Here is a 23,558-nt window from a genome sequence, read left to right on the forward strand (position 1 = left end):
AACTAAGGAGGGTATTGATTATGAGGGTAAAACTGTTAATAGCATTGGCCTTAGCCAGTATTTTCCTGCTGGCAGGCTCTTTCCCGGCAGGGGCGGTAATTGGCAAGACCGGGACTTCGAGCACTTCGGTGATAGTCCCGACCGTGCTTACTGTGCCCACGGTCGCCAATTCGATCGTCAAGCCATGTATCTCTTTCCCGGCCACATCAGCTCCGCTGGCGGGGCAGTGTCTCGCGAACACGATCACTCTTGGCGGCCCGGCACTTCAGACTTCGATCCAGCTGTTCGCTCCGCAGACTCCGACGTTCGCGCCGCCGAACTTCGTACTGCCGAACCTGAGCCCGCCATTGATAACGGCCTTCAGCTGCACGTCGCCGATATTCGACCCCTGATCAGCCGGAATACTGAACATACGCTCCGAACTGCATGAAACGCCATCATACCGGGCGGATCCAGCGATCCCCCGGTAAGCGTTTCAGATATATCATATAATCTAATCTTTTTTCGTTTTCGCCGCTCTACGCGCCTTAACATTATAACGCCGTCCCGCTTACAATATATAGAGGTCATTTTCATGCTGAGGAAACTGCCTGCCCTGGACGTCGAGGGGCCGCCTCTCTCCGATCCCCGGCAGTGGCAGCTCAAGGTTGACGGCATGGTGGAGCGGCCGCGGGCGTACTCGATCCAGGAGCTCCGGGAGCTCGAGCCGGCGGAGGCCACGATGCCATTCGTGTGCGTTGAGGGGTGGGACATGTGGGTAAAGTGGAAAGGCGTAAAGCTGCGCCGCATCTTAGACGACGTGAAGCCCCTGCCCGGGGCGTGCTGGCTCACTTTCTACGCGTACAGCGAGTACACGGACAGCCTGTTCATCGACGACGCCCGGGACGAGCGGACCATGCTGGTATATGGATATGAGGACGGAGACCTGCCCGCGGAGAACGGGGGGCCGTTAAGGCTGGTCGTGCCCTTCAAGCTCGCTTATAAGTCGGTGAAGTGGCTCCAGCGCATCAGCTTCACGGACGCCGAGGAGCTCGGTTACTGGGAGACGCGGGGCTATCCGCCGGAGGCCGGGATACCGGAAGAGACGAAGATGAAGTACAGTATCCGGTGATGAGATGGCGTATGAGCAGGAGTTCGCGAGCCAGGCGAAGATACACGAGGCACACACAGTCATCAAGGACATACTGGGCGCGCTGGTCATACGAGACGGCCCGCTCACGCTGGTCACCGCTCAGAACGGAGACATCCCCGTCCGCGAGAACCACGGCTTCGGCCTGTACTACCGGGACTGCAGGTTCCTTAGCGGCTATGTGCTGACGTGCAACGGCAGGCAGCCGATCAGCATATTGTCAAGCGACGATAAGAGCTATGCGGGCATCACGGTGCTCACGAACCAGCGCTACGTCGACCGGGGCGGAAGGACCGTGGAAAAAGAGACCCTCGGCATTCGCCGGGACCGTATCATCCCCGGGATGCTCGACGAGAAGATAACCGTGACGAACTATAACGAGTTCGAGGCGGACGTGGAACTGGCCCTCGAGTTCGTGTCCGATTTTGACGACATCTTCACCGTCAGGGGAATTACACAGCCCACGAAGGGCAGGGTACTCGCGCCCGCATATGAGCCCGGGCAGCTCACGCTACAGTACATCGGGGAGGACGGGCACAGGCGGAACACCCGGATCACCTTCGATCCGGCCCCATCGGACGTGAAGGGCGGCATCGCGCTCTTCAGGCTCCGGGTCGGGCCCCGGAAAAGGGACACGATCGGCGTCCGGATCTACGTGGAGGACATGCCCCCCGACGTGCCGTCGGTCCTGGACGACCAGCATATACAGCGGCGTATCCGCGGGATCAAGGCCTCGTACGCCGACACGATGGAATGCTGCAGCAACATCCAGACGGATAACGGCATCTTCAACAAGATTTTCCTGCGCTCCCTGTCCGACCTCAGGATGCTCTACATGGGGCAGCCGGTCAACATTTTTTATTCTGCCGGAGTGCCCTGGTATGATGCCCTCTTCGGGAGGGACAGCATCATCTCCGCCATGCAGGTCATACCCTATAACCCGGAAGTGGCCCGGAGCACGCTGAAGGTGCTGGCGGGCCTGCAGGGCGGGAAAACGGACGACTGGAGGGATGAGCAGCCAGGCAAGATACTCCACGAGCTCCGGGTGGGCGAGCAGGCGAACCTCAACAACATCCCCGATACGCCGTATTACGGAAGCGTTGACTCGACGCCGCTCTTTCTCATACTGCTGGCGGATTATATCGACTGGACCGGCGACATGGGCCTTTTTAACGAGCTGCAGGGGAACGTCGACGCGGCGCTTCGATGGATCGACGCCTACGGGGACCTGGACGGCTCGGGGCTTATCTCGTACACGAGAAAGTCCACTAAAGGCCTGTATAACCAGTGCTGGAAGGACTCCTTCGACTCTATCAGCCATGCGGACGGCAGCCTGGCCGTCCACCCCATCGCCGCCGCGGAGGTGCAGGGGTACGTTTACATGGCAAAGCGGCGCATGGCGAACCTGTTCGAGCGCGTCGGGCGCCACGGCGACGCGAGCCGCCTGAGGCGGGACGCCGTGAACCTGCGATGGAAGTTCAACAACGACTTCTGGATGAAGGGCGAGAAGTACTTCGCCGAGGCCATCGATAAGAACGGCCAGTGCGACGTGGTCACCTCGAACCCTGCCCAGGGGCTCTGGAGCGAGATCATCGAGCCCCAGAAGGCCCGGATGGTCGTCGACCGGATATTCCGGGAGGACATGTTCTCCGGCTGGGGGATCCGCACGCTGTCCTACAAAGAGAAGCGCTATAACCCGCTAGGGTACCATAACGGCACGATATGGCCCCACGATAACTCGATCATCGCCATGGGCCTGAATAAGTACGGTTTCAAAGAGGAGCTCGCCGTGCTCTTTACCTGCATGTACGAGGCGGCCGGCTTTTACCCGATATACCGTTTGCCTGAACTATTCGGCGGCTTCCAGCGCGGAGAGTACGACGTGCCGATCAAGTACCCGGTCGCCTGCAGCCCGCAGGCGTGGTCGGCCGGGACGATACCCTACATGCTCTCGGCATCGCTGGGCTTCATACCGGACGCCCTCAACATGCGCCTCACGCTATACAAGCCCAAATTACCGCCCTGGCTGCACACGGTAAAGATCAGCAAGCTGATCGTCGGAGACGCTTACACGCAGCTCGAGTTCAAGCGGGAGGGCGAGAGCACGCTGGTCAACGTCGTCGATAAGAGGGGCAGCCTCGAAGTCCAGGTCGTGTATTGAGCCGGCATGGTTTATCGTTCTGCCCCGCGAAGATATTCTGGGTGGATATATGTGCATTAGCTGTGGATGCGGAATGCCCCATGACAGGCATAACAACCCGAACCTCATCACCATTGACGACCTGGAGAGGGCGGCGCAGGCCGCCAACATGAGCACGAAGGACGCGGCAGAGAACATCGCGGACGCGGTGGGGCTTAGCTGCAAGCAGGGCTCATAGGGTCGCGGCGATGACCGCGATGCCCGCGGCGATGATGACCGCGGACATGGCCGCGTTGTAGATGCCGAACTTCCGGGTGCCGAAGTAAAAGGCGTAGGCGGTATGTATCGCCAGGTTCACGAAGACCGCGATCATTATCGCCGTGACCGCCGTGGGCGCGGACGCCAGCCCGTTAGCCGCCAGCTGGGATGTTGAGACGGTGATGGCGTCGACGTCGGCCAGGCCGGCGAGGGCGGACGTAATGTACAGGCCATAGTTGCCCAGGTACAGGAGCGCCGCCTTGGACACGAACAGGACGATGGCGATGAACCCCGCAAAGATCAGCGCGGGCACGATGTTGAAGGGCGTCTTAAGCTTGATCGTCTCGCCCTTGCGGCCGTCCCGGCCCTGGAGGTAAAAGTACGACGCCACCAGTATGCTGGCCACGCACATGATGCCGATGGGCAGGTAGATGCTGACGAGGAGCCCCGGGTTAAAGATAAAGACCATGAACACTACGCGCAGGAGCATGACCATGCTGGCAAGCGTGGCCGCGACCATGGCGGGGCGCTCGATCTCCTTATTTTCCCTGGTCCTGATGGCCATCGATGAGATGACGGCGGTGCTGGACGCCAGGCCGCCCACGATGCCGGTGAGCGAGAGGCCCAGGTCCGCCCCGAACCACTTTACCAGGAAGTAGCCGACAAAGCTGATCCCGGTGAGGATGACCACGATGAGCCAGATCTGGTAAGGGTTGAACGCTTCCAGCGGCCCAAAGGCCTGATCGGGCAGCACCGGCAGGATGACCAGTGCGATGAGCGCGAACTTGAGGGAGTCGTAGAACTCCTCCTTCGGTATCTTGAAGGTGAACTCGTGGAGGGGCACCTTGAAAGCGAGCAGTATGGTCACGACGATGGCCAGGATGATGGCCACTGTCTGCTCGAAGTAGGCGAGCCCGCCCAGAAGGAACGTTAATATCAAGGCCGTCTCGGTGGTGAAGCCGAGGTGCTTATCGATGCCCGTACTACGGTAATATGCGATGGCCGTGAGCGCGATGACGCCGAGCAGGGCCGCGACGAAGATGATGTAGCCCTGCGTGGTCAGGTAGGCGGCGATGCCGCCGATGAGCCCCACGATGCCGAAGGTCCTAAGGCCCGCGAACTTGACGTTCTGCCTGCCCTCCTGGGCGATCTCCCTCTCGAGCCCGATCACCAGGCCGATGAGCAACGCCGTGAAAAGTTTTTGGAGGAGCAGCAGGTCGACCATCTATCTAACATTCATCGCATGCCACATAAAAATAGCGCAGTCAATAGTTGCACTCTGATAGTGTTTTTTCATCCTCATCATATGCTGGATTATATCTGTTGTAAGGGCACTAAGCTTACTGAGGCACTATTTTCACCACAATGGCACGGAGTTCACGAAGGCCCACTAAGATTTCTTTTTAATGTAAGGGACAGAGGCCACAAAGCCCGGTTCATTAACGATAGGGCACAAAGGATACAATGGCACAACGGAATGAACAAGAGCACTTTTTGCCATCGTGCCATTGTCCCCTTCGTGCCTTATAACCCAAAAAGCCTGCTCTGTGGCCTTTGTGACTCACATTTAAAAAAGTCTTTGTGAAACTCAGTGCGCTCCGTGCCATTGTGGTGAAAATAGTGCCTCTGTACGCTTTAGGCTGATGCCTATTCGAGCAGTGGCTTAAAAAATAGGGCATATAGCTTGAGATTATAACCTGGCAAATGTAAAAAAACATAAGCATTGAATTATTGATAGGTGCAGCCCCCGGGCTCAGGCGCTGTTCGCCAGCAGCATCAGGCCCCTCACCGCGTCCTCCGAGGTCATCTCGAACTCCTCGTAGTACTGGCCGACGGCCTCGAAATCGTCCGGGGCGTCAAGGTAGACCAGCGGCGCCACCCGTTCCATGTCCTCGACCAGCTCCTTCGGGAGCACCGGCGTGGCGACGACCACGTCCGCGGGGCCCTGATCCCTGATGGCCTCCACCGCCGCTATCATGGTGTTCCCCGTGGCGATGCCGTCGTCCACGATGATCACCGTACGCCCGTACAGCTTGGGGAAGCTGCCCAGGCCGGCCCGGAGGGAGTTAAGCCTCTCGTTCATGTCCCTGATGAGCTTTCGGGACTGCTCGCCTACGTACTCCCTCGATATGTTATACTTCCGCATCATGTTCTCGTCGAGGAGCACGGCCCCGTTCCAGGTGACCGCCCCTATGGCGAACTCCTGGTTAAAGGGCGCGCCGACCTTCTTGGCCATGACCACGTCGAGGGGCGCGTTCATCTCCAGCGCGATCTCGTAGGCCACGGGCACCCCTCCCATAGGTATGGCCAGGACGATGACGTCCTTGCCTTTATAGGCGCCCAGCTGCCCTGCCAGCATGCGCCCTGCCTCGCTGCGGTTCTTGAACTTCATGCCGTCACCTTTTATGCCCTGGCCTCAGTCGACCTCGTGGCCTGGGCTAGCCCTTTGGTCAGCTCACTGACCGTGATCGTCGTGATGTACTTGTGCAATTGTAAGAAACCGCCGATGGCGTCGAAGCTCCTCACCTTGCCCTGTATGGACTTCTGCGTGGCGTTATCAGGTACCACGAATATCAGGTGGTCGCAGTCCGTCCACAGGGACTTCATCGCGTTCGACGTGATGACGTCCGGGTCAACGTCCCCCCGCTCCGCAAGTATCTGTACGGCGTACTTCATCTCGGGCAGGTTCGGGTGGTCCTGCCTCGACCATACCTGGGTGATGTTGCCGGCCCCCAGGTTGATGTCGTGCTCGACCTTATAGCCGAGCGACTTCGCCACGTCCTCGCACATGGCGCCCATGCTCTCTTCAAGCCCCGTGTCCAACGCTATCCCTCCTGTAAAGAAAATTCGGGGCCGGTACACTAGAATTTTAGCAACATATTTAGCGGAATCATTTTTCGGGCTTTCGGCGGGCCAGGCTTATCAAGCGTGGACTCATATAATAAGATATATGGCAGGCGTTGGAAGGATGTCGGACTTCGGCAAGCCCGAGTTCACCGACGACGACATCGAGAACAGGCTGGACACGGTCGACCCGTTCGTGGACGAGAATTTAACCTACCGGGAGAACGTGCAGAGGCTCGTGTCCTGCGGGCTGTCCGAGGATAAGGCCGCGAAGTGCGTGGACATGATCATCATCCGGCGGAACAAGGACCGGGCCCGGCGGGAGGATATCCTTCGCGAGCAATCCGAGTACCGCAAGGAGCTGGGCGACCTGAAAACATGTAAGTCGGACGACGAGAGCTGCGTCCCCACGGGACCGGGGGACGAGAAAAAGAGCGCGAGGGCAGAAAAAAGGCAGCCCTGACCATTTTTAAAAGTCTATTACCTCTACCGTGCGGTACTGCATGATCTGCCTTACCTGGTTAGCGAACTGCACGCCCACGTAGCTCACGACCACCGCAAGCACGATCGAGATGACCAGGCTCTCGAAGGCCTGCACGGTGTTGGACATGTGGAGGATGTACTGGGAGCTTCCCCAGATCAGCAGCCCGCCGGCCAGCAGGAAGAACGGCGTTGAAAGATAGCGGTACAGCGTGTCGCTCTCGTCCGCGTAGGCGTCCACGATCCAGCCGATGACGATGGCCAGGAAGGCGGCGATGAACCAGAGCACCGAGTGGGACACGAAGATGGCCGCGTAGTCGAGAAGGCCGGGGGACAGCACGCCCGGCAGGTCGTTCTGCCACTGCGCCACGCCCCAGGCGCCCATGATGAACGCCATGATGCTGAGCACCAGCGCCAGTAGATAAGTGACGAAGGTGAGCTTGGACTCCGAGAATGACCGCCTCATGTTGAAGATGAAGGTGTCGAACAGGTTGTCGAGGCCCATTCCCCTGTACAGGAGGTAGCCTCCAAGGAGCAGCGCGATGGCGATCGGGGTGGCGTTCGGCCAGTCGATCCAGGTCGTGGCCGCGTAGACGAGCAGGATCAGGCCGATGGGGATGAAGATGACCTTGGCGACCTTGGGGTCGTTGATGAGCTGCTTGATGATATAATAAGTACTTTCGAGGTTCTGGGCCTGTTTGACGACCACTCTCTTGACCGACTCAATCTTCAGGCGGGACTGGAGGATGGGCAGGACGGACTCGTCCTCGGCGCCGTCCGATACCAGGATCGCCCTCTCGGTCGGGTATTTTAAGAGAATATCGTCGAGCTGCGCCGCTATGGCCCGGTCGGACTTGATGCCCAGCTCCCGGTGGCCCGCGATGCAGACCAGCTCCACGTTATGGCCTTCGGCCTTCAGCTGGTCGAAGGCCTGGATGCCCCCGAAGATGGTGTTCGTATCGGAGTCCTCCGGGTCCGCCGTGCCGAGCCTGCAGGCGGCGTCCAGGCACGCGGCCCGCCCTATGACGGGGCTCTTCACGCCGCCCTTGACGCCGATATCGTCGTCCTTATCGATGCAAATGACTAATATGTCCATTGTATCTCCATCATCCCATATGCCGTTTCAATGGAATAGGGCCGATGCTCGTCGCTATGTGAGCCATAGCATGGCCACTGGTATTTTTTGTACCTGAGACATGATAAAGTTTCTCTCACGATATTACACGGAAGGATATTACACGGAAGAAGAGCGAAGCTTACGCTAAGCACGCATGAAAATGAAAGAATTATAGAGGTTCCCTTGTGAGGAACCTACGTTGTACTGAGTATGTCTCTCAAAGTGAGCGTGACGTTTACAGGAATCCAGAGCGCTGTAACAGTAACAGGTCTTCGGTGTTGAGCTTCTCGCCCGCCTTGAACTGGGCGAAAACGTCCTCGGCCTGCTTCTTGTACTCGACCTTGTCCTTCGACTCCTTCTCCGTCTTTGCCTTCTTCTTGAGGCCGACGATGACCTTATCGAAGTCCCGGATCTCCTTCTGCAGCTTCAGGAACTGCTTGTGGAACTCGTCCGCGGTCTCCTGCGCCTTGACGAACTCCTTGTGCTGGGCGTCCGCCTCGGCCCTGACCTTGTCCGCCTCACGGAAGCACTCGATCATCTTGTCGTGGTACTCCTGGGCGAGGTCCGCGTACTCCTTGACCTTCTTGTGGAACTCGGAAGCTTCGTCCCTTAATCCCTGGGCGTCGCCTAAGAACGACTTAAGCTCCTGGTTCTGCTCGAGCTGTTCCTTCTTCTTCTTGAACTCTTCCTTAAGCTCGGAGATCTTGTCGACGAGAGCGCGCTCTTTCTCGGTGGTGAGCACTTCAGTCTGCTGCTTGAACTCGAGGTGGTCTATCTCTTTCCTCAGCTCGTTCAGCGACCGGCCGCTGCCAATGTTGTCTTTCTTCCTGAGCGAGTCGACGCGGGCGTAAACCTCGTTGGCCTTCTCGTTCAGCTCGTTGCGCTTCTCCTTGTTCTCGCTGACCTGGTTGTTGAACTCGTCTCTCTTGGTGCGATACTCTTGAGCCTTGTCAATAAGCTCTTTCGTCTGCTTATTTAACTCATCCCTCCTCTTCGAGAATGCGCTGGCCTTGGAGTTCCACTCGTTCCTGTTCTTCTTGAACTCCTCAGCGTCTTTAAGGTATTTTGTTTTCTTGTCTTGCAGTTCTTTTAGCATGTCGAATGTATTCCTCCTTTATAATAGGAATCAACGATTCCATGTTTTTGCCGTCCACGACTACGTCCGCCGCATTCCGGACAACGGGCTTCGCATTGAAGGCGATGAAGGTGCCCACAACGCCCTTCCAGCACAGGTCGTTCGACCCGTCGCCCACGGCAACGCACTCGCAGGGGCTGATATTTAACTTGTTGCAGATTTCTTCGAGAACCTCCTTCTTTGAGCTCTGCCTCGTCAGCGGTCCCCTGACATCTCCGGTGAGCACACCATCATCGACGACAAGCTCGTTCGCGAAGAAAGCGTCCATTTGAAGCTGCTCCGCGACTCGCCGCGCGATAATAGTAAACCCGCCAGATATCAAAACCGTACGAAAACCTAAAGACTTCAGTTCCTTCATCAACTTTTCGGCGCCGGGCATGAGCGGGATGCTCCCCGCCACTTCGAGGGCCTTCTGCGTGGGAAGGCCCCGTAAGAGTTTTACTCGCTCTCTGAGGGCGCACTCGAAGTCGAGTTCGCCATTCATCGCGCGCGCCGTGACACCGGCGACGTAGTCGCCGACGCCCCTGGCCCGGGCCAGCTCGATGATGCCCTCGGCGTCTATGACTGTCGAGTCCATGTCAAAAAATATGACCGGTTCCGATCCATCACCTGAGCATAAACTCATAGGCACCATCGCCATCAAAACAGTACTGCACTGTTTGATACTGAGACTTTAAGAGTATCACATCCTTTTTAACCTTTTCGGGTTTCTCCTTGTCGATGGCCACTCTCTTGAGGACCCGGGCGACTTCTTTCATTTCCGGCTCCTTCATGCCCAGCCTCGTCAATTCCTGCGTGCCCAGGCGTATGCCGGACGGGTCGTCCGTGCCGTTCACGTTGTCCCACGGGAACAGGTTCTTGTTGGCGATGACGTTGGCCTTCTCCAGGTTCGCCGCCACGACGCTGCCGCCGCCGATCTTCGACACGTCAACGGCCACCTGGTGGGACTTCGTGTACCCCTGTTCCTTGCACAGGACGCTGAACCCCATGTCGTCCATGGATGCCGCGAGGGCCTGAGCGTTCTTAACGGTCTGCCTTGCATATGCCTTGCCGAACTGCTTCATCTCGGCCAGCGCGATGGCCAGCCCGGCCTTGTGGTGTAGGTGGAAGTTGGACACGGTGCCCGGGAACACGGCCTCGTCGATGTCCTTCGCCCACTTCTCCTTGCAGAGGATGATTCCTCCCTGGGGGCCGGGGAAGGTCTTGTGGGTGCTCGCCGTGACCACGTCCGCGCCCTCCTTGAGCGGGTCCTGGAACTCGCCGCCCGCGATCAGCCCTGCTACGTGCGCCGCATCGTAGACGATCGACGCCCCGACCTCGTCGCATGCCTCCCTTGCCTCCTTTACCGGATGAGGGAATAGGAACAGGCTGGCGCCGAACATGACCACTTTGGGCTTGAGGCGTTTGATCTCCTTGACCATGCCGTCCACGTCGATGTTCATCTTGCTGTTATCGTAAGGATGAGTGTAAATTTTCATGCCCCGGATGCCCGCCGCTGAGAATTTCGCGTGGCTGATGTGGCCTCCGCTCGGCACTGCCAGGGCCAGCAGCTTATCGCCCGGCTGCGCGAGCGCGAAGAACGCGGCGATGTTGCAGTTGACGCCCGATATGGGCTGCACGTTGACGTGCGGGGCGCGGAAAACCTCCTTTGCCAGCTCGATGGCCTTGGCCTCGATGGTGTCTACGAAGCCGCATCCCTGGTAGAACCTGTGGCCGACCTGGCCTTCCGCATACCGGTGCCCGAGGTCCGAGGACAGTACCTGCCGTACTAAAGGACTGGTAACATTTTCACTGGCGATCATCGGCAGCGAGTACTTGAAAAGCTCCTGGCTGCCCATCACGGCGTCGACGACGCACTGGACGTCCGAGTTCATCTTTTTCGTCTTCAAAAGGGGGTTTTTTACAACATCCGGGCTCAACGCGAATCCTCCCGTTTTACATGTGCTTAGTATGCTAATTGATATCAAGGATAAAAACGTTTGGGTGCCGGGAATGCGTGTTAAAATGCCTTGACGATGTCCCGGCGGGTGACCATGCCCACCAGGTGGCCGTGCTCGTCCTTGACCGGCAGGGCGCCGATGTCGTTGTCCACCATAAGCTTCGCAGCGTCCTTCAGCGGCATCTCCGGCCTGGCCGTAATGACTTCCGAGCGCATGATGTCCATGGCGATGAGAAGCTCCACGTTATTATCCTGGCGGCTCTGGGGAGAGTGCTTTTTTACGGAGCGCATGGCGTTCGCCACGTCGGTCTCCGAGACCATGCCCACGAGAGCCGTGCCGTCCATGATGGGCACCCGGCTCACGCCCTTTTCAATCATGAGCTTGCGGATGTACGCGACCCTGGCGTCAGGGGGCGCGACCACGGGAGGGCTCATGATGGACCCGACCGTGCCCTCTGGCGAGTAATGGCTCAGCACGTCCTTCGTGGTGACCTGCCCGACCACTCCAATGTCCACAACGATGACGCAGCCCACGCTCTTCAGCGCGTCCAGCGCCTGGCCCATGTCGTCCTCCGGCCCCACGAGCGCGTAATCGTTGCTCAGGGCGTCCGCCACGTGAAAGAGCGTGGGCGGGTGGTTGTACTTCCGCCTCGAGCCCAGCTCGCCGCAGATGCTCCTCAGCGTAATGACGCCCTGCACGCCGTCCCGGTTCTTGACGATGAGGCGGCGGCTGCGGTACTTGTGCATGAGGTCAAGGGCCTCTGATATCCGGTCCGACTTGTCCACGACGTACGCCTTCGACATGATCTCCTTTACCTTCATTCCCGGGCCTCCGATAGCCACTTCAAGATGCTCTCTACGCTGAACTCTCCTAAAAGCTCCGAGTCGATGACGGGCAGCATGTCGTAGTTATGCTCGAGCATGAGCTTCGCGGCGTCTAACGCCTTCGTGCCCCTGTTGACGGACACCAGGGGCGTGCTCATCACGTCCTCGGCGACCATCATCGCCTCCCGGAATCCCCGGAGCATCTTGGGCCCGCCCTGCACCATCCGGTGCGCTTCCTTGATGGGCTTCGTATCCCTGAAGTCCATGGTGGCGAACCCCAGGTCGTCCAGCGTGACCATGCCGGCATACGCCGCCGCGGGGCCCCCGTCCCTGACGATGACCCGGTCGACCCCGTTCTCCGCCATGATATCGATGACGCTGTTGATCGTGTGGTGCCGGCTGACCGTCACTACTTTCTCGGACATCATATCCCCGACTCTCAGGGGACTCCCCAATAACGTGAAGTACTTGACCATGTCGTGCTTGGTCACGATCCCCCGGATTTCGCTGTCGTACACGACCAGGCCCGAGATGTCGTGGCAGAGCATCGTGGAGGCCACGTCCTGTATCTGCGCATCGGGCTTTACCGTGAACACGTCGTGAGTGGCCACAAGATCGACCGGTATCTGGTCGATGGGCCTCCGTCGCCACTGGGGCTCCGCCTGGCTCAGCCTGGAGCCGATGTCCTTCCTGGTGACGATGCCCCTGAGGGTGTTGCCTTCTGCGACCACGAGGCGGGACACCCCGTACCTCAGCATAAGGTTCCTGGCCCGGGCCACGTTGTCCCTGGGGCTTACGGCGTACACCGGCGCCGTCATGATCTCGCTGACCTCGGTCACGCTTTGCCTCCTTTCATCGACATGAGGACGTCCCGCTCGGTGACGATCCCCACGAGCTGCTGGTTCTCTATGACGGGCAGCGACCCTATCTTATTCTGCCGCATGATCCGGGCCGTCTCGCCCAGGTCCTGGTCCGGCCCCACGGTGACGATGTCGCTCTTCATGATGCCGCTGATGGGGACGGAGAACGCCTCGCTGACGTTGCCCGTGACCAGCTTCTTGAACGCCTCGCCGTTCCCCAGGTAGCGCATGATATCCGTGGCCGTGATGATGCCGCAGACGTAGCTGTCCGTTACCACGGGAAGCCGGCGGAAGCCGCTCTCGATCATCGTTTTAGCTGCCGTCTCGATGGGCATGTTGGGAGGAGCCGTGGTGACTCTCCTGCTCATGATGTCCCTCACCTTTGTTCCTGATACGGAGTCCCCCATGAGGCGCACGATGTCCCGCTCCGTGATGATCCCGACGACGATGCTCTCGGGGTCGATGACGGGCACTCCGCCCACCGAGCGGTCGATCATCACCTTTATGGCGTCATCGAGCGAGGCGTCGTCCTGGACGGTGGCCACGTCCTCTTCCATTATCTCCGTGATCGGGCCGTTGATGGCCACGATCATGTTGCCGTCGTAGACCCGGTCGATGATGCGGCGCTTTTCGCCGCCTCCGAGAAAGTCGATGATGTCGATGACCGTACAGATGCCCTTCAGGCGCTTCGTGCCCGCGTCCGCGACCGGCAGGCGGCGATAGCCGTATCCGACCATGGTCCGGGCCGCGCCCATGACCGTGGTGGTGGGCGGCACCGTGACCACGGCCTTCTTCGCGACGGCCATGATGCCGCTCTCGTGCTGCGCCTGGCGCTGCTTAAAATTCAGATCACGGGTCACCTGGCTCTCGCGGAGGTCGTGCTCGAACTTGCCCGTGTTCACCTTCCTCTCGCGCCGCTGGTCGCCGAATTCCTTGATGCCCTCCCGGCTCATCTCGGGGTCACTCCCTGCAGGGCCCTGCAGGCCCGTATCACGTCGTACCGGTCGACGATCCCTGTAAGCTTGCCGTTCATTACCACGGGTACCCTTCCGATGTTACGTTCCATGAATATTTTCGCCGCCTTCCTGATCGAATCGTTCTCCTCGACGGTGATCGCGGGCGTGGACATGATCTTCTGCACGGTCGTCGGGTTCTTTTTTCCCTCGCTTTCCCGCTCGATGCGGGCGTACCCCCGCTTCGTGATGTCCTCCCGGGTGACCATGCCGATCACCTCCATCCTGTCGCCGACCACCGGAAAGCCCGTCAGGCCGTAGTGGATCATGTTAAGCCATACCCTTGACAGGCTGTCCTCCGGCTGGCACACGACCACCTTACGTGTCATATACTCGCTCACCGGGCGGTCCTCGAGCTCAAGCTCGGGAAGCCCTTTAAAAATGTCCTTGACGCTGAGGAGGCCGACGAGCCTCGAGTCCGGGTCCACCACGGGCACCCGGCCCTCGTCCGTCCTGATGACGATGAAGGCCGCCCTCGGAAGCCCGGTATCCGGCGTCAGCCGGGGCACGTCCGCCCTTACGTACCCGCTCACGGTCACGTCCGAGCGCGTGGACGTCACGTTGATGATATCCTGGAGCGTGATCATTCCCGCCACCCTGCCGTTATCCACAACGGGCAGGCTGTCGTAGTTGTACTCCCGCATGATCTCCCGGGCGTGCGTTACGAATTCTCCGGGGGCGACGGACTGCGGGTTCGTCGCCATGATATCGCTTACCCTCATACAACCACCGCCTACTGATAAAACGGGAGCTCCTCCCGACACCTCATACAAACGTACGTGCCGTCGATGTTCTCCAGAGACTCCTGGAAGCTCTGGCACACCTCGCAAATGCCCTGGACGAACACGCTGGGATTCCTTTCCTCCTGCTCCCAGTCGGGGATGGTCTGGCCCATGTCCCCTTCCGGGTTGTTCTGCCGGATCACGTCCCTTAAAATTTCGCTCAACTCCGATGACACGGAGAGCAGGTCGGAGTCCGAGACCAGGCCGATCAGCTTTCTCCCCTGGACGACCGGCAGCCGGCGTATCCTCCGCCGCGCCATTTCCCGGAGGGCCAGCTCGACGCTCTTGTCCGGGGGAATGGTGATGAGCGGGGTCGACATGATATCCTGCGCTTTTACTTTTGACGGCTGGGCGTTCTCGGCGATGAGCTTTACCACCATGTCCCGCTCGGTGACGATGCCTACCGGATGATTGTCCCTGGTGATGATGATGCAGCCCACTTGAGTCTCGGCCATCGTCCTGGCCAGCCTGTCCGCTGTCTGCGCCACGTCGGCCGTGATGAGCCTGCGTGACATGACGTCGCTCACCGATAGGTCTGTCTCCATGTACATGCCCTCATTCATTTACATAAACATCTATGTTATATAATCATATTAATATTATCCACATTTTTAAATTTAGAGCATATCATTAATATAGTTTTGACGCGTTATCTTAGCCTTGTAGGGGAACAGGATGGCACTATTAGCTGGGCTAAGGGAGAGCCTGTCCGGTATCTGGGGACGCGTTTTCAGGCGAAAAGCCTCGCGCATCGGCATCTACGGCCCTCCGAACGCCGGCAAGACCACGCTGGCGAACAAGATATTGATGGATTTCACGGGCGAGACCATAGGCGCAGTATCGAACGTGCCCCACGAAACACGACGGGTGCGCCGCCGCGAGGGCGTTACCATAAAGGGAGACGGGTACTCCGTCACCCTCGACATCGTCGATACGCCCGGCCTGGCGACGAAGATCGACTTCCACGATTTCATGGCCTTCGGCATGACCGAGGAGGAGTCGAAGCGCAGGGCCAAGGAGGCCACCGAGGGCGTCATCGAGGCCATCAAGTGGATGGATAACCTGGACGGCGTCCTTCTGGTGATGGACGCCACCGAGGACCCGTACACGCAGGTCAACGTCACCGTCATCGGCAACATGGAGGCCCGGCGCCTTCCCATGCTGATCGTGGCCAACAAGACGGACCTGCCCGGGGCGGCGCCCGACCGCATCAAGGGCGCGTTCCCGCAGCACACGGTGGTCCCCATATCGGCGCTGAACGGCACTAACATGGACTTATTATACGAGACGATAGCCAGCAGGTTCGGATAGCATGGAAGCACAGAACATACAGATCAACATGATCTCGGCCAACAAGCTGCAGGCCATGAGCACGATGGACAAGATCAGCCTTATATTGAACGATGTGTCCAGCGGCCGCATCGTCATACTGGAGCGGGGCCTGGACCCGAGGGAGGAAGCCCAGCTCATCGAGCATACCATGCTCAAGATCAGGGACTCACAATTCTACGGTATCGAGATCCAGAGCTATCCCCGCGAGGGCCGGCCATCCCCCTGGAATATCCTGAGGCGCCCGGACAACCGCGTCACGGTCATCGGCCCGGCGGACCGGCTGAAGACGCTGAAAAAGGAAAAGGATATCATATCGGCGGTCATATCATGAGGCGAGCGTATGCCGCATCGTTGCATGGAGTGTAACAGCGTCCTGGAGAGCAGAGAGCTAAACCTCGGCACGGGGTGCCCCGTCTGCGGAGGAAAGAAGTTCGAGTACGTGCGCCCGCAGAAGGCAATGGAGGCCGACCTGCGGAAGATGACCGTATCGCAGTATGTAGCCTACGCTGGTTCGGCGGACGCCGATGAGGCGGAGCCGGAGCACGAGGAAAAGCCTAAGCACAAGGAGCACAAGGCTGCCCCCAAGCCCGCCGAAGAGCCGAAGTCGAAGGCTAAAAAGCCGGCCGCCCACGAGGGCCGTATTGACAGCGTCCGCATTCTCGAGAAGGGCAACTATGACCTCAACCTGCCCATGCTGTTGAACCGGAAGGAGCTCGTCATGTCAAAGGAGGAAGGCGTCTATCACGTCGACCTGCCCTCGGCCCTGAAGACGACCCCGAAACCTTCTAAAAAGAAGAAGCGCTAACGCTTATTTTTTGCTGAGCACCTGCATCTTGCTGGAGATGACGGGCAGCTTGTTTGTATCCGACAGGGAGACAACTGTGCCGTCCTTGTTATGGATCTCGATGACGGCGATCTTCGACGTGAACGTCGTGTTCCCGTCATAGATGTACCATCCGTCGCTGTTGAGCGCGGACACGTTTTTCACCGCCACTTTAGCGACGCCTGAGTTCGAGTCGATGCTCACGAGGGACACGTTCGAGAAGTTGGCGAACACGTTGAGGATGTCCGGCTGCAGCACTTTGGCGCCGAATATGATCGAGAAGACACGGGCGAAGAACCCGCTCTCGTAATTGACGGTAAAGTTGAGGTCTGGCCCGGCGGGCTCGACGATCATCTTCGTGACGCGGAAATCGCTATCGCTCGCGGCCGCCGCCTCTGCGGGGACGGCTAACGTGCCCAGCAAGAGCACGATAATGCCTACCGATAGGATCTTCATCGACGTCGTTCATCGCCCCTTAAATTTCGAGTTCGTTTATACAAATGAACACTAATACGGTCAGAGGATATAAACTTTATCGGTTGCCCCATAAGGCGTTTTATTATAAAAAGACCATTATAGCGGCGGGCGTTTTCACCTGTATGGATAGCGCTTGATGGCCCCGCACTTCATGCATGTGATGACGATGTTGTTGCCATCCAGCCTGACCCGGCAATTATCCCCCGGCACCAGGAACGAGCCGCATCCCTTGCATACCCGGCGCTTCAGTTCCCGCGGTATCCCCACCCGGTGGCGCATGCTGATGCGCCGCGCTATGTCCGCATATCTGTCAGCCAGGTCGGGCCTCCCCGGGTAAGCCTGCTCCGCAAGCTCGAACAGCCTCTTTATGCGCTGCTCCGCCATGTCCACGTTAAAAGGTTTTCTCTGTGGCTCTTTTCTCCTGCGCTCGGGCATCGTCGTATCATTAAGGCCGAAGGCCCTTATAAACGTATCCTCACATGAAAACGAATAAAAAAGTCGTATTAATAGATGCACCGACGGGGACTCGAACCCCGGTATTCAGCTTGGAAGGCTGATATCATAGCCACTAGACCATCGGTGCCTGTTACGGACTCTACATGACTCTACAAAGTATTAATATTTTCGGACGCCGTATTATTACTTCCATGCCAGACGTCCGCCCCGAGAACGTAAAAGAGGACATTGCCGCCATCGCGTCGAAGTACGGCATCGAAGTAGTGGGCTTCCTCGGGCTGGACGAAAGGACGAAGATACCGGCGGAAGAGATGGGCCTCCTGAGGGGCGTGAAGTGGAAGGACTCCGAGGTCGATGTTTCTAAGGTCCATGACCCCCTCGACATCATGCCCGCGGCCCGCACCATGATCATCCTGGGAAAGCGTCTCCTTGATGACAGCCAGGACATATATTATAGAGCATCGGACGATTACACGGCGTCGGTGGAGATGATGCTCCTGGACATCGCCTCGGCGAAGATCGTCGCCGGCCTCAAAAAAGGCGGGTTCGAGGCCGAGGAATACACGTCATACTACCTGAAGGCCTGGGCAGCTCTCGCCGGGCTCGGGTGGATAGGCAGATCAAGGATGTTCGTATCGAAGGCGCATGGCCCGAGGCTCAGGCTCCACGGCATCCTGACGGACGCGGATATCGGGGAGCTGCACGCCGTCATTCCGGACGATAGCTGTGGCCGGTGCACGGAGTGCATGAAGGCATGCCCCGCCGGCGCAATATCCGGGGACGAGGTGGACCGCAAGAAATGCGGCGCCTGCCCCCTGAACCACCGAAAAATATCGGAGAACGCCCTGGCGTACTGCACGGCCTGCACCGCCTCATGCCCGGTCGGGCGGCCCTCACGACATGAGCATGCGGTACAAGCCGTATCGAGGCAACAAATAACGCCGTAAGCGACGGCCATTCCGATAAATCAGCGGCCATGAGTATACTAAGCCGCTACTTATTATTCACTAAGCCCCAGGATTCGCATAAAAAGTCCGCTAAGCTTGATTACATCCAGGCGTAAAGATGCAATTGTAACATGTTAAAGCGCATGGCTTACGAGCATATGCGCCCAGCACGTTACAGAGAGAAGGCGTATATAGGAATTTATGCGATGGAGAAGTAGGGCCAGATAATCCTCACCTGCTAACCTCTGCTCCATCCTAACTCCGATACCCCACCTCAATACCCACCTCAACACCCACCTCAACACCCACCTCAATTCCTACCGCCACCGGACGTGAGATCGCAAGGATGACGGGGATAATATCACTTATCCTCACATCGGTACCGTCAGATACCCCATCGTCCTGTTCTGCGAGCCCCCGGCCGATGGCGGTGAGGAATAAATTTTTAAGGCCGCTTCTCCCCGCCTAACGCTGCTTTTCATAGCCCATCTCGTTCCTCATCTTCAGTAATTCCCTGAGCTCCTGGCTGAGGGCGACGATGTGCGACGAGTGGTTGACGTGCTTTAGCTTCGTGTAGACGGTATCGATCGCCGCGTCCAGGAGCTCCTCGCTGGAGCCCGGGCGCGCGGGCTTTTGCATTGATGCTGCAGGCATTATGAACACCTTCGAAGTGTTACTCATTTGATGTGGTTAAATCCATATCCGCACTTAAATGCCCGTGTTTTATTATATCGTCCGGCCAAGGTTCATTGAGGTGGTATGGTGCCGCCGGCCATGAAGCCGTCTCTAGTGAAGCTGTTCCTGATAATTTTAATGGCGAGCGCATGTTGCGCGCCCGCATGCTCCGTGCCGCCGGTCATCGTCACCGCCGGGCCCACGATATTCGAGGGGTCGGTGCAGGGCCACGTGCTCGCCGCAGGCACCAACGCGAGCATACCTGGGGCAAAGGTATGGCTGGTCAACGCGACCAGGGATAATACGATTTACGGCGCAACGGCCGCCGACAGTGGCGGGCATTTCTATTTCATCAACGTACCGCCCCTCGGCCCGGGAGCATACCGGCTGAAGGCGCAGAAGGACAGCAACACGGGCTTCACGACGCCCTTCGGCGTCGCATCGCTGGAAAACAGGACCGTGGACGTCTACGTGCGCATGATGCCCGCGGCTATCGGCATCGAGGCCTCAAGGAGCTACGTCGTGGCCGACGGCCGGGACCACATGGGCATCACTGTACTGGTGAACGACTCGATGGGCAGGCCCGTGGCGGGAGGATATCCGGTCACGTTCAGGGCGGCAGGCCATCCGGCCGGCTCATTATTCGGCTCCATAGTGCCGGAAAGCGCTGTCACCGGCATGGATGGCCGGGCCACGGCAGAGTACGTGTGGGTTGGAGAGACAGGCGCTGCCTCTCATGTGATCATCGAGGCCTCGGCCGGGGCGGGGCTCAACGCCAGCCTCGTAGTGGACATAAGGCTGCCCGATACGACGCCTCCCGCGACCACGCTCAAGGCAGCCGGGGAGCCGGACAACGTGGGCGGGTTCATATCTGACGTTACGGTCACGCTGGACGCTTCAGACCACGGGGGATGGGGCGTGAACGAGACTTTTTACCGGACTGGTGACTCAGGCTGGGCACGGTACACGGGGCCATTCACGATCTCGGCCGAAGGGGGGACCACCGTATACTACTATTCGACGGATAAAGCAGGCAACGTAGAAACGCCAAAAAGCAGGGCCATCGTCATACATAAAAAATGAGAAAAGCGGCTTACTTCTTCTTGTAGGCCTTCCCGGCGGAGAAAGCGTCCGTGATAAAATCGCCGACACGGTAGTACTTGCCGTCGGAGTAGATTATCGGGTCGACCTTCCTGATGTCGGGCGTGCCCCCGGTAACGACCGCCTTGTCGACGTACGTCTCCACGATCTCACCAACGACCAGGTCGTGGCTCCCGCACTTCATCGTATCGAACAGCTTGCACTCGAGGCTCACCGGGCACTCCTTCGCCATCGGGGCTGTCTTGAGCTTACCATAAAAGCTCTCGAACACAATCGACTTATCGGCCCTGGCGCCCGAGGTGATGCCCATGTAGTCCGTCTTCACCAGGTCCCTCGTAGAGGGCACGTTAATGCTGAACGTCCTGTTCTCCTCGATGCCCTTGAGCGTGTGCCTGACCCGGTTGACCGCCACCGAGATCATGGGCGGGGCCATGCAGGCTATGCCGCACCAGGCGGCCGTCATGTAGTTCGGCTTTCCGCCGACGTTCGCGCCCAGGAGCACGGTCGGCATGGGGTACATAAGGGTCTTTGGGCCCATCGTGACTTTATCCATGTGGTGAACCTCATGATAATAGTCGACTTTTGGGCAGATAAATGTATCAAAGTGTTTCGGCCATTTCAAGGAGCCAGGAAACGTCTATGCCGTATTCCGCGGGGTCCATGCCCATGGCCCGGTGGCCGTCGTGGTGGTCCGAGGCCATCGTGAGCCCCAGGCCGTGTTTTCGGGCGGCAGCGACCGTCCACTCGTTCATCTCCCGTTCCTTTTTTAAGAGCTCGTCCGCAGGCAGGATAGCCAGGGAGGCGCTCCTCACCTTGTAACGGTACTTGCAGAGCTCGACGGCCTCCCCGCCCGCCGCTAAAAACCTTTTTAACACGACGTTGGCGTCGTTGCTGAAGTCGAAGGGATGGGCCAGCACGGGCACCCCGCCCCATTCCTTGATAAGAGATACAGCCTCGCCCAGCGTGACCTCGTACTCGATGGGCACCCACAGGGACGGGTCCATGATGATGTCCATCAGCTGCTTCTCCGTCATGGGTATGTTCTGCCGCCGGGCGCCGGCCAGCGTATTCTGGAAGACGCTGGGCTTGATGCCTTCCACGGGCTCCCATCCCGGGTACTTTTCGGCCATATAGGCGTTCAAATTAGCTAAAAACCCGCGGTCCGACTCGTCCCGGGCGTCCAGCACCCTCTTGAGGGCGCTCCTCACATTCCCGTCCGTCCGGACTCCCAGCCCTACGATATGAATGCAGTTACATCCCTGCTCGTTCTTCGTGGTCATCTCCACGCCGGGGATGAGCCTGATGCCGGCGCTTTTTGCCAGCTTTAGGGCGGCAGGGTAGGCGTCCACACAGTCGTGGTCAGTGATGCTCAGCAGGCTAATCCCGGCCGATGCGGCATCGCGGATGACCTGCGCCTCGGGGTGCAGGCCGTCGCTGTGGCTTGTGTGGACGTGCGTGTCGATGAACATGGGGACCTTCCGATGTTTATGGCCGGAACGATATAGACTTTATGTTTATCTTTAGTGGTATAATGACTGGAGTTCAAGCCTTTAAGAAAGCTATATATATGCTGCTTCCTTAATTATCGAATTACCGTACTGTTACGGTCAACAAAGGGAAAGGTCCAGGGTGGCATAATTATGCTGAAAAAGGTATCGAGATCCTTATTGATCATCGTAATTATTTTGATGGCCTATGTGGGCTGCGTATGGTGCGCCACGGCGGCGAACGTGACATTGATTAATCCCGTCATTTCGTATAACCCCGTCCTGAAAAGCTCGCTCGGCATGAACCTGACGCTAAACAATACATCGGCGAACGCGGGCTCCCCGATATCGCTGGTGGCGCTGGCAAAGTACCCGAACGGCACTAACATCGGCCCTGGATACACGATCACTCTCACCTGCGCTCCTGTCGGCGGGAACTTCGGGGTCAGCACGGGCACGACCGGCTACACGAAGACAATGATTCTCATCTCCAGCATCAACACGAACTTCATGGCCTCCGCGCCCGGCACGTATAAGATCACCGCGACCGTCCACGACCCTAACGGCGTCTACTGGGACGGCGTCGCCAACCAGACCGTGACGATACTGGCCACGCCGACCACGGTGCCTGTCACCCCCACGCCCGTAGTGCAGACGCCTACACCTATAGTGCAGTCCGCCACGCCCACGGCCGTGATCCAGAACACCCCCACGGCGACCGCCCAGGCTAACATGACCGCGGGCGGCTCGACCGACCTTGGCCCCATGCTGCCCTACATCGCGATAGTCGTCGTCATACTGCTCATCATCATCTTAATAGTGGCTTTCCTCTGGTTCAAGAGGACCCTGCGGCTGGAGCTTAAGAAGCCCAGCGCGCCGGCGGACGGCAAGTCCACCGTGCCAGTGCGCATATCCTTCGTGAACGGCCTCGGCATGGCGGCGCGCGCCCGGTCCGACACGGACATAACGCTGGAGTCCTCGGCCGGCACCATCCAGAACGTGGTGCTCCAGAACGGCAGGGACTTCGTGGACGCTACGTTGACCACGTCCAGAGAGTTCGGGCCGGTCACGGTCAGGGCGAGGGCGGCAGGAAAGGAGGCGAAGGCGGCCCTTAATTTCGTCTACGACAGCGCCGTTATCGACCTGGCCGTCGCCCCGGGCACGATACCGGCGGACGGCAAGTCATCCGCAAATATCATCATCCGCATAAAGGACGGCTCGGGCAACTACATAGCGCCTCTCCAGGAGATCTCCGTCGACCTGAAGTCGACGCTGGGGAGCATCGCCAGCCCGGTCAAGATGCCGCCGAAGGTGCAGTCGGTGAACTCGTCCATCACGTCGGGCGACGTGAGCGGCGTCGCCGCCATAACGGCTACTGGCGGAGGCCTGAGAGGAGAGGCCATGCTTACGTTCGAGGGCACGGCGAAGAGGTTCTGCATGCACTGTGGCTTCACAATGACCATGGAGGCCTCGCAGTGCCCGAAGTGCGGGCTTACGCCGCCTTCCGGCGTGGACGCGAAGCAATGCCCCACCTGCGGCACCGTCATACCGGAATCCGCCGCGTTCTGCTACCACTGCGGCGCGAGGCAGCCTGAAGTGGCCAAACCCGTGCAGCCCCAGGACCCTGGCGCAAATAAAAATTAGAATAATTACCAATGGCCGCGGAAGGCGCTGAATGGGAAGCCTTTCGTCGGCTATATTTTTTAGATGCCCCTCTGGGCCGGGCTGATGGCATAAA

General features: G+C 58.8%; 28 protein-coding genes and 1 tRNA gene. 11 read left to right on the forward strand and 18 right to left on the reverse strand.

Annotation, left to right across the window (positions count from 1 at the left end):
• The first annotated feature begins 20 nt into the window (after positions 1–20).
• The 4 genes from MCP_RS15240 to MCP_RS15815 all read left to right on the forward strand — a co-directional run bounded on the left by MCP_RS15240 (position 21) and on the right by MCP_RS15815 (position 3,507).
• Positions 21–392, forward strand: coding sequence for a hypothetical protein (locus MCP_RS15240; RefSeq protein ID WP_012899036.1), 372 nt, complete (start codon positions 21–23; stop codon positions 390–392).
• Positions 393–574: 182 nt separating this feature from the next.
• Entirely contained in the window at positions 575–1,111 is a 537-nt protein-coding gene (locus tag MCP_RS01470; RefSeq protein WP_012899037.1) for a molybdopterin-dependent oxidoreductase, read from the forward strand.
• 4 nt (positions 1,112–1,115) lie between these two features.
• The gene (locus MCP_RS01475) at positions 1,116–3,290 is read left to right on the forward strand and encodes an amylo-alpha-1,6-glucosidase (protein WP_012899038.1); all 2,175 of its coding nucleotides are present in this window, start codon (positions 1,116–1,118) and stop codon (positions 3,288–3,290) included.
• A gap of 73 nt (positions 3,291–3,363) precedes the next feature.
• On the forward strand, positions 3,364–3,507 hold the full coding sequence (locus tag MCP_RS15815; protein WP_173332306.1) for a hypothetical protein: 144 nt from the start codon (positions 3,364–3,366) through the stop codon (positions 3,505–3,507).
• Here the strand turns inward: MCP_RS15815 and MCP_RS01480 are convergent.
• The 3 genes from MCP_RS01480 to MCP_RS01490 all read right to left on the reverse strand — a co-directional run bounded on the left by MCP_RS01480 (position 3,502) and on the right by MCP_RS01490 (position 6,350).
• Positions 3,502–4,752: an MgtC/SapB family protein gene (locus MCP_RS01480; RefSeq protein WP_012899039.1), complete on the reverse strand. Its 1,251-nt coding sequence runs from the start codon at positions 4,750–4,752 to the stop codon at positions 3,502–3,504. The two genes, MCP_RS15815 and MCP_RS01480, sit on opposite strands and share 6 nt — an antisense overlap.
• Positions 4,753–5,280: 528 nt before the next feature.
• Positions 5,281–5,919, reverse strand: a complete 639-nt coding sequence (locus tag MCP_RS01485) for a phosphoribosyltransferase (protein ID WP_012899040.1) — start codon at positions 5,917–5,919, stop codon at positions 5,281–5,283.
• Positions 5,920–5,930: 11 nt separating this feature from the next.
• Positions 5,931–6,350 carry a hypothetical protein gene (locus MCP_RS01490; RefSeq protein ID WP_128859886.1) on the reverse strand — a complete coding sequence of 140 codons (420 nt, stop codon included), beginning with the start codon at positions 6,348–6,350 and terminating at the stop codon, positions 5,931–5,933.
• A gap of 127 nt (positions 6,351–6,477) precedes the next feature.
• Here MCP_RS01490 and MCP_RS01495 point away from each other — a divergent pair, with 127 nt between their 5' ends.
• Complete coding sequence (locus MCP_RS01495) at positions 6,478–6,834, forward strand: hypothetical protein (RefSeq protein ID WP_012899042.1); 357 nt, start codon at positions 6,478–6,480, stop codon at positions 6,832–6,834.
• Positions 6,835–6,840: 6 nt separating this feature from the next.
• Here the strand turns inward: MCP_RS01495 and MCP_RS01500 are convergent, their stop codons facing one another.
• From MCP_RS01500 to MCP_RS01540, 9 genes are all read right to left on the reverse strand, one after another.
• A complete protein-coding gene (locus tag MCP_RS01500) occupies positions 6,841–7,947 on the reverse strand; it encodes a DUF373 family protein (RefSeq protein WP_012899043.1) in 1,107 nt (368 codons plus the stop codon).
• A 256-nt stretch (positions 7,948–8,203) separates the two neighbouring features.
• Positions 8,204–9,064 (reverse strand): coiled-coil protein, encoded by an 861-nt coding sequence (locus tag MCP_RS01505; protein ID WP_012899044.1) that lies wholly within the window; start codon positions 9,062–9,064, stop codon positions 8,204–8,206.
• Positions 9,024–9,728 carry a phosphoserine phosphatase SerB gene (serB, locus tag MCP_RS01510; RefSeq protein ID WP_012899045.1) on the reverse strand — a complete coding sequence of 235 codons (705 nt, stop codon included), beginning with the start codon at positions 9,726–9,728 and terminating at the stop codon, positions 9,024–9,026. Before serB ends, MCP_RS01505 begins: the two co-directional genes overlap by 41 nt.
• Entirely contained in the window at positions 9,709–10,977 is a 1,269-nt protein-coding gene (glyA, locus tag MCP_RS01515) for a serine hydroxymethyltransferase (protein ID WP_012899046.1), read from the reverse strand. Before glyA ends, serB begins: the two co-directional genes overlap by 20 nt.
• 125 nt (positions 10,978–11,102) lie before the next feature.
• The gene (locus tag MCP_RS01520) at positions 11,103–11,864 is read right to left on the reverse strand and encodes a CBS domain-containing protein (RefSeq protein WP_012899047.1); all 762 of its coding nucleotides are present in this window, start codon (positions 11,862–11,864) and stop codon (positions 11,103–11,105) included.
• Positions 11,861–12,706 carry a CBS domain-containing protein gene (locus tag MCP_RS01525; protein WP_012899048.1) on the reverse strand — a complete coding sequence of 282 codons (846 nt, stop codon included), beginning with the start codon at positions 12,704–12,706 and terminating at the stop codon, positions 11,861–11,863. The genes MCP_RS01520 and MCP_RS01525 overlap by 4 nt, the downstream gene beginning before the upstream one ends.
• Positions 12,703–13,680, reverse strand: a complete 978-nt coding sequence (locus MCP_RS01530) for a CBS domain-containing protein (RefSeq protein ID WP_012899049.1) — start codon at positions 13,678–13,680, stop codon at positions 12,703–12,705. Before MCP_RS01530 ends, MCP_RS01525 begins: the two co-directional genes overlap by 4 nt.
• Complete coding sequence (locus MCP_RS01535; protein ID WP_012899050.1) at positions 13,677–14,462, reverse strand: CBS domain-containing protein; 786 nt, start codon at positions 14,460–14,462, stop codon at positions 13,677–13,679. The genes MCP_RS01530 and MCP_RS01535 overlap by 4 nt, the downstream gene beginning before the upstream one ends.
• A gap of 11 nt (positions 14,463–14,473) precedes the next feature.
• Positions 14,474–15,085: a CBS domain-containing protein gene (locus MCP_RS01540; protein WP_231845132.1), complete on the reverse strand. Its 612-nt coding sequence runs from the start codon at positions 15,083–15,085 to the stop codon at positions 14,474–14,476.
• A 112-nt stretch (positions 15,086–15,197) separates the two neighbouring features.
• On the opposite strand from MCP_RS01540, the gene MCP_RS01545 reads away from it, so the two are divergent.
• The 3 genes from MCP_RS01545 to MCP_RS01555 are packed head-to-tail and all read left to right on the forward strand — an operon-like array spanning position 15,198 to position 16,659.
• The gene (locus MCP_RS01545; RefSeq protein WP_012899052.1) at positions 15,198–15,833 is read left to right on the forward strand and encodes an Era-like GTP-binding protein; all 636 of its coding nucleotides are present in this window, start codon (positions 15,198–15,200) and stop codon (positions 15,831–15,833) included.
• Between the two features lies 1 nt (position 15,834).
• Positions 15,835–16,185 carry a DUF2073 domain-containing protein gene (locus MCP_RS01550; protein WP_012899053.1) on the forward strand — a complete coding sequence of 117 codons (351 nt, stop codon included), beginning with the start codon at positions 15,835–15,837 and terminating at the stop codon, positions 16,183–16,185.
• Between the two features lie 9 nt (positions 16,186–16,194).
• Positions 16,195–16,659, forward strand: coding sequence for a Zn-ribbon domain-containing protein (locus MCP_RS01555; RefSeq protein WP_012899054.1), 465 nt, complete (start codon positions 16,195–16,197; stop codon positions 16,657–16,659).
• Between the two features lie 3 nt (positions 16,660–16,662).
• On the opposite strand, the gene MCP_RS01560 is transcribed toward MCP_RS01555, so the two are convergent.
• From MCP_RS01560 to MCP_RS01570, 3 genes are all read right to left on the reverse strand, one after another.
• Positions 16,663–17,133 carry a hypothetical protein gene (locus tag MCP_RS01560; protein WP_012899055.1) on the reverse strand — a complete coding sequence of 157 codons (471 nt, stop codon included), beginning with the start codon at positions 17,131–17,133 and terminating at the stop codon, positions 16,663–16,665.
• A gap of 135 nt (positions 17,134–17,268) precedes the next feature.
• Complete coding sequence (locus tag MCP_RS01565; RefSeq protein WP_012899056.1) at positions 17,269–17,589, reverse strand: ribonuclease P protein component 4; 321 nt, start codon at positions 17,587–17,589, stop codon at positions 17,269–17,271.
• Between the two features lie 76 nt (positions 17,590–17,665).
• A tRNA-Gly gene (locus tag MCP_RS01570) sits at positions 17,666–17,737 on the reverse strand.
• 64 nt (positions 17,738–17,801) lie between these two features.
• Between MCP_RS01570 and MCP_RS01575 the strand changes: the two genes are divergently transcribed.
• Positions 17,802–18,557 carry a 4Fe-4S dicluster domain-containing protein gene (locus tag MCP_RS01575; RefSeq protein ID WP_128859888.1) on the forward strand — a complete coding sequence of 252 codons (756 nt, stop codon included), beginning with the start codon at positions 17,802–17,804 and terminating at the stop codon, positions 18,555–18,557.
• A 465-nt stretch (positions 18,558–19,022) separates the two neighbouring features.
• Here the strand turns inward: MCP_RS01575 and MCP_RS15245 are convergent, their stop codons facing one another.
• Positions 19,023–19,211, reverse strand: a complete 189-nt coding sequence (locus MCP_RS15245; RefSeq protein WP_012899058.1) for a hypothetical protein — start codon at positions 19,209–19,211, stop codon at positions 19,023–19,025.
• 120 nt (positions 19,212–19,331) lie between these two features.
• On the opposite strand from MCP_RS15245, the gene MCP_RS01580 reads away from it, so the two are divergent.
• Positions 19,332–20,315 carry an OmpL47-type beta-barrel domain-containing protein gene (locus MCP_RS01580; RefSeq protein ID WP_158301425.1) on the forward strand — a complete coding sequence of 328 codons (984 nt, stop codon included), beginning with the start codon at positions 19,332–19,334 and terminating at the stop codon, positions 20,313–20,315.
• Between the two features lie 10 nt (positions 20,316–20,325).
• On the opposite strand, the gene MCP_RS01585 is transcribed toward MCP_RS01580, so the two are convergent.
• On the reverse strand, positions 20,326–20,886 hold the full coding sequence (locus tag MCP_RS01585) for a flavin reductase family protein (RefSeq protein WP_012899060.1): 561 nt from the start codon (positions 20,884–20,886) through the stop codon (positions 20,326–20,328).
• 46 nt (positions 20,887–20,932) lie between these two features.
• A complete protein-coding gene (locus MCP_RS01590; protein ID WP_012899061.1) occupies positions 20,933–21,802 on the reverse strand; it encodes a PHP domain-containing protein in 870 nt (289 codons plus the stop codon).
• A 171-nt stretch (positions 21,803–21,973) separates the two neighbouring features.
• On the opposite strand from MCP_RS01590, the gene MCP_RS01595 reads away from it, so the two are divergent.
• A complete protein-coding gene (locus MCP_RS01595; RefSeq protein ID WP_012899062.1) occupies positions 21,974–23,464 on the forward strand; it encodes a zinc-ribbon domain-containing protein in 1,491 nt (496 codons plus the stop codon).
• Positions 23,465–23,558: the final 94 nt, after the last annotated feature.

Source organism: Methanocella paludicola SANAE (assembly GCF_000011005.1).
Lineage (GTDB): Archaea > Halobacteriota > Methanocellia > Methanocellales > Methanocellaceae > Methanocella > Methanocella paludicola.